The sequence below is a fragment of the Streptomyces sp. NPDC031670 genome (genome assembly GCF_055580545.1).
This window is the reverse complement of sequence record NZ_JBVILC010000009.1, coordinates 314,467-323,968: the sequence shown is the minus strand read 5'-3', so window position 1 is coordinate 323,968 and position 9,502 is coordinate 314,467. Positions and strand designations below refer to the sequence as shown.

Sequence of the window (9,502 nt, the reverse complement as noted above, 5' to 3'; positions counted from 1 at the left end):
CGGGATATCAAGATCTCGGTGAAGCACAACGATCCGGTGGTGATGGTCGAGGCCTACCGGCAGCTGGCGGCTCAGTGTGACTATCCGCTGCACCTGGGGGTGACGGAGGCGGGTCCGGCGTTCCAGGGGACGATCAAGTCGGCGGTGGCGTTCGGGGCGCTGCTGAGCCAGGGGATCGGGGACACGATCCGGGTGTCGCTGTCGGCGCCGCCGGCGGAGGAGATCAAGGTCGGGATGCAGATCCTGGAGTCCTTGAACCTGCGCCGGCGTCGTCTGGAGATCGTGTCGTGTCCGTCGTGCGGGCGGGCGCAGGTGGATGTGTACAAGCTGGCGGAGGAGGTCACGGCGGGTCTGGAGGGCATGGAGGTGCCGCTCCGGGTCGCGGTGATGGGGTGTGTGGTGAACGGGCCGGGTGAGGCGCGTGAGGCGGATCTGGGGGTGGCCTCGGGCAATGGCAAGGGGCAGATCTTTGTGAAGGGCGAGGTCATCAAGACGGTCCCGGAGTCGAAGATCGTGGAGACGCTGATCGAGGAAGCGATGAAGATCGCGGAGCGGATGGAGGGCGAGGGCATCGCCTCGGGCGTGCCGAGCGTCACCGCGCGGGGCTGACCGCAACCACCGAGAGCTGAACGGGATCCGAAGGGGGCTCCAGCGTGACGATCTTGGAGAATGTTCGGGGGCCGCACGACCTCAAGGCGCTTCAGGGCGCCGAACTCACCGCGCTGGCCCGGGAGATCAGGGAGTTCCTGATCCAGGCCGTGGCGCGCACCGGGGGCCATCTCGGGCCCAACCTGGGGGTGGTGGAGCTCACCATCGCCCTCCACCGGGTCTTCGACTCGCCCGTCGACCGCGTCCTGTGGGACACCGGCCACCAGAGCTACGTACACAAACTGCTCACCGGGCGCCAGGACTTCTCGAAGCTGCGCTCCAAGGGAGGCCTCTCCGGCTACCCCTCGCGCGCCGAGTCCGAGCACGACGTCATCGAGAACAGCCACGCCTCGACCGTGCTCGGCTGGGCCGACGGCCTCGCCAAGGCCAACGAGATCCTCAGGAGGGACGACCACGTCGTCGCGGTCATCGGCGACGGCGCCCTGACCGGCGGCATGGCCTGGGAGGCGCTGAACAACATCGCCGCCGCCCGCGACCGGCCGCTGATCATCGTCGTCAACGACAACGAGCGCTCCTACGGCCCCACCATCGGCGGCCTCGCCAACCACCTGGCGACCCTGCGCACCACCGACGGCTACGAACGGTTCCTGGCCTGGGGCAAACAGGTGCTGCAACAGACACCGGTGGTGGGCCGGCCGCTCTACGAGTCGCTGCACGGCGCCAAGAAGGGGTTCAAGGACGCGTTCGCGCCACAGGGGATGTTCGAGGACCTGGGGCTGAAGTACGTGGGGCCCATCGACGGGCACGACATCGAGGCCGTCGAGTCGGCGCTGCGGCGCGCCAAGCGCTTCCACGGCCCCGTCCTGGTGCACTGCCTCACCGAGAAGGGGCGCGGCTACCAGCCCGCGCTGGACGACGAGGCCGACCGCTTCCACGCCGTCGGCGCCATGGACCCGCTGACCTGCGTACCGCTCACGCCCGCCGGCGGCCCCTCCTGGACCTCGGTGTTCGGCGCGGAGCTGGCCGCGCTCGGCGAGGAGCGCGAGGACATCGTGGCGATCACCGCCGCGATGCTCCACCCCACCGGGCTCACCGAGTTCGCGGCCCGCTTTCCCGGCCGGGTCTGGGACGTCGGGATCGCCGAGCAGCACGCCGCCGTCTCGGCGGCCGGGCTCGCCACCGGCGGCCTGCACCCGGTCGTCGCCGTCTACGCCACCTTCCTCAACCGGGCCCTCGACCAGGTCCTGATGGACGTGGCCCTGCACAAGTGCGGGGTGACGTTCGTCCTGGACCGCGCCGGTGTCACCGGGGTCGACGGCGCCTCGCACAACGGCATGTGGGACATGTCGATCCTCCAGGTGGTGCCCGGTCTGCGCATCGCCGTCCCGCGCGACGCGGCCCAGCTGCGGGCCCAACTGCGCGAGGCGGTCGAGGTCGACGACGCCCCGACCGTGCTCCGCTTCCCCAAGGAGGCGGTCGGTCCGGACCTCGCGGCCCTCGACCGGATCGGCGCGATGGACGTGCTGCGCCGGGACGAGGACGCGGAAGTCCTGCTGGTGGCGGTCGGGGTGCTCGCGCCCGTCTGCCTCCAGGCCGCCGACCTGCTCGCCGGGCGCGGCATCCGGTGCACGGTGGTGGACCCCCGCTGGGTCAAGCCCGTCGACGAGCAGCTCGCACCGCTGGCCGAGCGGCACGCGCTGGTCGCGGTCGTGGAGGACAACTGCCGTACCGGGGGCGTCGGCTGGGCCGTCGGGCAGGCCCTGCGGGACGCCGGGGTGGACACCCCGCTGCGCACCTTCGGCATCCCCGAACAGTTCCTCGCGCACGCCAAGCGCGCCGAGGTCCTCGCCGACATCGGGCTCACCCCGGTGGAGATCGCGGGACGCATCAGCGCCGCCCTCGCGGCGCGCCAGGACGCCGCCGCGGCGGCCGAGAAGGGACACGACGGATGACCGACGGCGGCCCCAAGGGCTTCGACCTGGCCCGGCTCCTCGCCGAACGCGGCGGCGAGCGCTACGAGCTGCACACGAAGTACCTCAACCACCAACTGCCGCGCATGCTGCACACCATCGGCTTCGACAAGGTCTACGAGCGGGCCGAGGGCGCGTACTTCTGGGACGCGGACGGCCAGGACTACCTGGACATGCTCGCCGGGTTCGGGGTGATGGGCCTGGGCCGCCACCACCCCGTCGTCCGCGAGGCGCTCCACGACGTCCTCGACGCCTCGCTCGCCGACCTCACCCGCTTCGACTGCCAGCCGCTGCCCGGCCTGCTCGCCGAGAAGCTGCTCGCCCACAGCCCGCACCTGGACCGGGTGTTCTTCGGCAACAGTGGTACGGAGGCGGTGGAGACCGCCCTGAAGTTCGCCCGGTACGCCACCGGCAGGCCCAGGGTCCTGTACTGCTCCCACGCCTTCCACGGCCTGACCACCGGCTCCCTCTCGGTCAACGGCGAGTCCGGCTTCCGCGACGGCTTCGCCCCGCTGCTGCCCGACACGGCCGTGCCCCTCGGCGATCTCACCGCCCTGGAGCGGGAGCTGAAGCGCGGGGACGTGGCCGCGCTGATCGTCGAACCGATCCAGGGCAAGGGCGTCCACGAGGCGCCGCCCGGCTATCTGCTCGCCGCGCAGGAGCTGCTGCACCGGCACAAGGCGCTGCTGATCGCGGACGAGGTGCAGACCGGTCTCGGCAGGACCGGCGACTTCTACGCGTACCAGCACGAGCAGGGCGTCGAGCCGGACCTGGTCTGTGTCGCCAAGGCGCTCTCCGGCGGCTATGTGCCCGTCGGGGCGACCCTCGGCAAGGAGTGGATCTTCAAGAAGGTCTACTCGTCGATGGACCGGGTCCTGGTCCACTCCGCGAGCTTCGGCTCCAACGCCCAGGCGATGGCCGCGGGCCTCGCGGTGCTCGCGGTGATGGAGGACGAGGAGGTCGTCGCCAACGCGCGGGCCACCGGCGAACTCCTGAAGTCCCGACTGGCCGCGCTGGTCGACCGCTACGAGCTGCTGCACGACGTGCGCGGGCGCGGCCTGATGGTCGGCATCGAGTTCGGCAGGCCCTCCTCGATCCGGCTGCGCGGGCGCTGGACCATGCTCCAGGCCGCCCGCAAGGGCCTGTTCGCGCAGATGGTCGTGGTGCCGCTGCTCCAGAAGCACCGCATCCTCACCCAGGTCTCCGGGGACCACCTGGAGGTGATCAAGCTGATCCCGCCGCTGACGATCGGCGAGCGCGAGGTGGACCGCTTCGTCGAGGCGTTCACGGCCGTGATGGACGACGCGCACGGCGGGGGTGGTCTGATGTGGGACTTCGGGCGCACCCTGGTCAAGCAGGCGGTCGCCAACCGGTAGGACGTGTTTTTGCCTCTGGGGCAAAAAATTTGCCCCAGAGGCAACGCGCTGACTGAATGGAGTGCATGAGCACTCCCGCCGAAGGTGCCGGGGAGACGGCAGGCCCCGCGCTCCCCGATGTCGCCCCGCGCCTGCGCGACCTGCGCCGCCGCCGGGGTCTCACCCTGGAGGCCGCCGCCCCGCGGGCCGGTCTCTCACCGGCGCACCTCTCGCGGCTGGAGACGGGCGCCCGCCAGCCCTCGCTGCCGATGCTGCTCGCGCTCGCCCGTACCTACGGTACGACGGTCTCGGAGCTGCTGGGCGAGATGCCGCCCGAGCGCGAGCCCGTCATCCGGGGCGGCCGGGCCGAGCCCGCCGAGGCGGACGGCTGGACCTACCTCCGGGCCGGGCACCCCGGCCGCGCCATGCAGGCCCTGCGCGTCGAGGTCCCGTACGGCACCCAGCGCGAGCTGGTCCGCGTCCACCCGGGCGAGGAGTGGCTGTACGTCCTGTCCGGGCGGCTGCGGCTCACCCTGGGCGACGCCGCGCATGAACTCGACCCCGGCGACAGCGCGCACTTCGACTCCCTCACCCCGCACCGGATCTCCGCCGTCTCGCACGGCGGGGCCGCGTTCCTGTTCGTCCACACCCTGCTCCAGAGCCCCGATCCGCATCCGCACCATCCGCACGGCTGAGAGGTACGAACATGTCGCAGAACTCCTCGGGACGGTCCGCAGCGAGCACCCATGAGACGAAGTTCCCCCGCGGACTGGTGGTCCGGCTGTTCGCCTACCTGATCGCGGGCCACATCTTCGCGGCCTTCCTCTACCTCCTGTTCACCGTCGGGAAGTGACCGCCCGGGCCCGGCTACGCCGGGTCCTCGACGAGGCGCTCACGCAGCCGCTCGCGGGTCTCGGGGGAGAGCCCGAGGCCTTCGGACAGATAGCGCTCGGTGGAGCCCCAGGTCTCCTCGATGGTCTCGAAGGCCGCGTCGAGGTAGTGGGCGCGGGCGTCGAAGAGGGGGTTGAGCAGCTCCACGACCTCGGCGCTCAGCCCGGCGGGGGAGCTGTCGCTGCGGTGCATCTTGTAGCGCCGGTGCGGGTCGTTGGACTTCAGGTAGTCGGCCTCGATGGCGTCGCGCTCGACCCCCACCGCGAGCAGCGCGACCGCGATGGACAGGCCCGCGCGGTCCTTGCCCGCCGCGCAGTGCATCAGGGCCGGGACGCTGTCCTCGGCGAGCGCGTGCAGCACCCGGCTGTGCTCGGCCGTGCGCTGCCGGATGATCGTGCGGTACGAGCGCGCCATCCGGTCGGCGCCCCGGCCGTCGGAGAGCACCGACCGCAGCTGGTTGATGTCGCCGTCGCGGACCATCTTCCAGAACTCCGCCCCGTCCGCCGGGTCCGTCAGCGGTATGTTCACGTTGCGCACCCCCGGCAGCTCCACGTCCGGGCCCTCCAGCTTCTGGTCCGCCGCGTTGCGGAAGTCGAAGACGGTGTGCAGGCCGAGGGAGGCGAGGAAGGCGGCGTCCTGCGCGGTCGCGTGGGCGAGGTGGCCGCTGCGGAAGAGCCGTCCGTACCGCAGCCGCCGGCCGTCCACGGTCGGCAGTCCGCCCACATCGCGGAAGTTGCGGACGCCGGAGAGCTCGGGTTCGGTCGAAGGGATCTGCGGAGTCTGCTGGGTCACGTTGGCTCCTGATGAGGGGTCGAAAGAAAGATCACGCCGCCTCGTTCCGACGATACGACATGGGTTCCCGGGGCAATCATCTCGACCGGCTGACCGGAATGCGACCCCTTCGCACCCGTTGCCCTCCGTGATGTCCTGCCCCGATCCTGGTGTTGCTGTTCATGCCTGTGCGTACCTGTGCGGAACTGGGGGTTCGGGATGATCGAGACCGCGGACGACGGACGGGTGTGGCTGCTTTCCGGCCGCACCAGTGGATATGCCCTGCACCTCACGGAACACGACGAACTTCTGCATCTGCACTGGGGGCCCCGGCTGACCCTCGCCGACGCCGAGGCCCTCGCCGCCCTGCCCCTCCCGCCCCCCTGGCCCTTCGAATCACCACTGGATGGCCGGGAGGAGTACGTGGTGGAGGGCGGGCCCCGTTTCGCGCGCCCCGCGCTCTCCCTGCGTACGCCCGAGGCGCGCGGAACCGAGTGGACTTTCACGCACGCCACGGCCCACGGCGACGAGCTGCGGCTGCGGTTCGCGGACGCCGCGCACCGCCTCGGACTCACCCTGCACTACCGGATGCGCGACGACACCGACGTGGTCGAGCGCTGGGTCACCGTCGCCCACGAGGGTGCGCCCGGCGACCCGGACCTGGAGCTGCTGCGCGCCGACGCGGCCGTGTGGACCCTGCCGCAGCGCGACGGCTGGCGGCTCAGCCAGCTGCACGGCCGCTGGGCGGCCGAGTCCCGGCTCGTCCGGGCCCCGCTCACCCCGGGTGAGAAGGTCCTCGGCAGCCGCCGCGGCCACACCGGCCACCAGCACCTGCCCTGGGTCGCCCTGGACGCCGACGGCGCCACCGAGGAGACCGGCGAGGTCTACGGATGCGCCCTCGGCTGGTCCGGGTCCTGGCGCATCGCCGTCCAGCACCTGCCGGAAGGCCGGGTGCAGATCAGCGGCGGCGCCGGGCACGACGACTCCGGGCTCCTGTCCCTGGCGCCCGGCGACTCGTACACCACCCCGGTCTTCGCCGCCCTGTGGAGCCCGGACGGCTTCGGCGGGGCCAGCAGGGAGTGGCACGCCTGGCAGCTCGCGCGGGTGATCCCGGACGCCGAGCGGGTACGGCCGGTGCTCTTCAACTCCTGGGAGGCCACCGGGTTCGACATCGGGGAGGAGCAGCAGCGGGCGCTGGCGCACCGGGCGGCCGGCCTGGGTGTGGAGCTGTTCGTCGTGGACGACGGCTGGTTCACCGGCCGCGCCCACGACGCGGCCGGGCTCGGCGACTGGACGCCCGACCCCGGCCGCTTCCCCCGCGGGCTGAAGCCGCTCGCGGACGACGTGCACGCGCTGGGCATGCGGTTCGGGATCTGGGTCGAGCCGGAGATGGTCAACCCCGACAGCGCGCTGTACCGGGCGCGTCCGGAGTGGGTGCAGCACCACAGCGGCCGGCGGCGCACCGAGTTCCGCAATCAGCTCGTCCTCAACCTCGCCCGCCCGGACGTCCAGGAGTACCTCTGGGAGCGGCTGGACGGGCTGCTCACCGAGGTGCCCGTCGACTATGTGAAGTGGGACTTCAACCGCTGCTTCAGCGACGCGGGCTGGCCGGGCGAGGCATATCCGCAGCGGCTCTGGATCGATCACGTACGCGCGCTGTACGGACTCCTCGACCGGCTGCGGACGGCCCACCCGGCGGTCGACTTCGAGTCCTGCTCGGGCGGCGGCGGCCGGATCGACCTCGGCATTCTCTCCCGTACCGACCAGGTGTGGACCTCCGACAACACCGACCCGCTGGACCGGCTCGCCATCCAGCACGGCTTCAGCCAGCTGCACCCGGCCCGGGTGATGGCCGCCTGGGTCACCGACAGCCCCAACACCCTGCTCAACGGCCGCCGCAGCAGCCTGCGCTTCCGCTTCCTGAGCGCCATGGCCGGGGTGCTCGGCATCGGCGGGGACCTCGCGCGGTGGAGCGAGGACGAACTGGCCGAGGCGCGCGGGTGGGTGGATCTCTACAAGGAGATCCGGCCGGTGGTGCAGCTGGGGGAGCAGTACCGGCTGCGGCCCCCGGACGGCGGGCTGAGCGCCGTCCAGTACGTGCGCGGCGACGACACCGTCGTCCTGGCCCACCTCCAGGCCCAGCACCACGGGGAGCGGCCCCCGGCCGTGCGGCTGCGCGCGCTGGACCCGGCGGCGGCCTACCGGTGCCTGGACACCGGTGCCGTGCACAGGGGGGCGCTCCTGCTGCACCGGGGCCTGGACACCGGACTCCGGGGGGATCTTGACGCGGCGCTGTTCCGCTTCCGGCGGGTGGGCGCGGGTCGCGGGTGAGGAGGGCCCCCGCGGCGAGCAAGGTAAAGACCCCTATTCGCGTGTATGTGCTGAAAACGGACAGCATGTGCGATAGGGGGCGAGAGGGTTGAAGTGGGTGGAACGTTCGTCCGGATTGGGCGATTTGATGGACCATGTCCATCTCCTCGGCGAGAAGGGGAGGTTGCCCGTGAGCAGCGTCATATCCGTGACGTTCCGTGGTGGCGGGCGCCGATGAATTCCCCCGCCCGGCCGGGCCTGTTGGGAATGCGGGTCCACGCAGGGTGACCGCAATTCCGGTGTGAATTCCCGGCCGGGAATGCCGAGAGGAAATCGGCACTTGTCGTGGCCCGCCGGGCTCGCTTACCGTCACCGCAATCCGGGTGGACCGCCGAATCCTGCCACCGCTCGGAATCCGCACCCATCCACGCGTGGCAGGAGCGGGGGACCCAGGTAAGCGCCGTCCGGAATTCCGGCACGGCTCGGGGTGAAGCCGAAGCACCATGACCGGTGCCCCGGCCGGGCAGCTCCAGCCCGAACCCGACAGCTCACCTCGCAGGCGCCGGAGAGGAATTCGCCATGCCCGCGAAGGGTAAGCACCGCCGTCCCAAGTCCAGCCCGATATCCCGGGGCATGGTCGCCGCCGGTACGGGTGGCGCCGCACTCGCCATCCCCCTGCTCGGTGCCACCGGAGCGCACGCCGCGGTGCAGACCGCCGCGCCCGCCACCGCTCCCCAGCAGGCCACCCGCAGCGCCGGGACCCTCGCCGCCGCCGCGCCCCAGGCCGCGCCGACCACGTACAAGGTCAAGAGCGGCGACTGCCTCTCGCGGATCGCCGAGGACCACCGGCTCGGTGGCTGGCAGCGGCTCTACCGGGACAACCGCGAGGTCATCGGCTCCGACCCGGCGCTGATCCGCCCGGGCATGAAGCTGGTCCTCGGTGCCAAGGCCAAGACGGGCGCGCCGCACGGCTCCGGCACGGCGAGCACGCACGAGTCCGGCACGAAGACGACGGCCCCCCAGACCCGCACCCCGGCGCCCTCTTCGCCCGCCCCGGCCATCCACGCCTCCACCACCGCGGACCAGGGTTCCTCCGCCGGTTTCCGCGCGCCCCTCGACAGCGTGAGCATCGGCACCCCGTACCGCATGGCCGGATCCATGTGGTCCAGCGGCTACCACACGGGCGTCGACTTCGCGGCCGAGACCGGCACCACGGTCAAGGCGGTCGGCGCGGGTACGGTCGTCTCGGCCGGGTGGGGCGGCGCCTACGGCAACCAGGTCGTCATCCGGCACGCGGACGGCATGTACTCCCAGTACGCCCACCTCTCGCAGCTCTCCGTCTCGGCCGGGCAGAGCGTGACCGCGGGCCAGCAGCTCGGACTCTCCGGTGCCACCGGCAACGTCACCGGCCCGCACCTGCACTTCGAGATCCGCACCACGCCCGACTACGGCTCGGACGTCGACCCGATCGCCTACCTCAGGCAGCAGGGCGCCACCCTCTGACCGACCCGGACTGTCCGGTGAGCCGGGGGTATTCGGCGTATTCCCGCTGGGGGAAACTGACCGGGTGGTCTATATCACCCACCGTCAACCCCT

General features: G+C 71.7%; 8 protein-coding genes and 1 riboswitch. Of the genes, 7 read left to right on the top strand and 1 reads right to left on the bottom strand.

All coding sequences use genetic code 11. The features are described 5' to 3' along the window. The 5 genes from ACZ5ID_RS19775 to ACZ5ID_RS19755 all read left to right on the top strand — a co-directional run. Positions 1–609: flavodoxin-dependent (E)-4-hydroxy-3-methylbut-2-enyl-diphosphate synthase (locus ACZ5ID_RS19775; protein ID WP_468899437.1), on the top strand; the 609-nt coding region annotated here is incomplete at its 5' end. A 44-nt stretch (positions 610–653) separates the two neighbouring features. After that, a complete protein-coding gene (gene dxs, locus ACZ5ID_RS19770) occupies positions 654–2,561 on the top strand; it encodes a 1-deoxy-D-xylulose-5-phosphate synthase (protein ID WP_468899435.1) in 1,908 nt (635 codons plus the stop codon). Then, entirely contained in the window at positions 2,558–3,955 is a 1,398-nt protein-coding gene (locus tag ACZ5ID_RS19765; RefSeq protein ID WP_468899433.1) for an aspartate aminotransferase family protein, read from the top strand. Before dxs ends, ACZ5ID_RS19765 begins: the two co-directional genes overlap by 4 nt. A 65-nt stretch (positions 3,956–4,020) precedes the next feature. Continuing rightward, complete coding sequence (locus ACZ5ID_RS19760) at positions 4,021–4,629, top strand: cupin domain-containing protein (RefSeq protein WP_468899430.1); 609 nt, start codon at positions 4,021–4,023, stop codon at positions 4,627–4,629. 11 nt (positions 4,630–4,640) lie between these two features. After that, positions 4,641–4,787, top strand: a complete 147-nt coding sequence (locus ACZ5ID_RS19755) for a DUF6126 family protein (RefSeq protein ID WP_468899428.1) — start codon at positions 4,641–4,643, stop codon at positions 4,785–4,787. Between the two features lie 14 nt (positions 4,788–4,801). On the opposite strand, the gene ACZ5ID_RS19750 is transcribed toward ACZ5ID_RS19755, so the two are convergent. Further along, the gene (locus tag ACZ5ID_RS19750; protein ID WP_468899425.1) at positions 4,802–5,617 is read right to left on the bottom strand and encodes a tyrosine-protein phosphatase; all 816 of its coding nucleotides are present in this window, start codon (positions 5,615–5,617) and stop codon (positions 4,802–4,804) included. Between the two features lie 198 nt (positions 5,618–5,815). On the opposite strand from ACZ5ID_RS19750, the gene ACZ5ID_RS19745 reads away from it, so the two are divergent. Both ACZ5ID_RS19745 and ACZ5ID_RS19740 read left to right on the top strand, forming a co-directional pair. Then, positions 5,816–7,927, top strand: coding sequence for an alpha-galactosidase (locus tag ACZ5ID_RS19745; protein ID WP_468899422.1), 2,112 nt, complete (start codon positions 5,816–5,818; stop codon positions 7,925–7,927). Positions 7,928–8,314: 387 nt separating this feature from the next. After that, positions 8,315–8,481: riboswitch (cyclic di-AMP (ydaO/yuaA leader) on the top strand. A gap of 4 nt (positions 8,482–8,485) precedes the next feature. Beyond that, a complete protein-coding gene (locus tag ACZ5ID_RS19740) occupies positions 8,486–9,409 on the top strand; it encodes a M23 family metallopeptidase (protein WP_468899420.1) in 924 nt (307 codons plus the stop codon). The last annotated feature ends 93 nt before the right edge of the window (positions 9,410–9,502 follow it).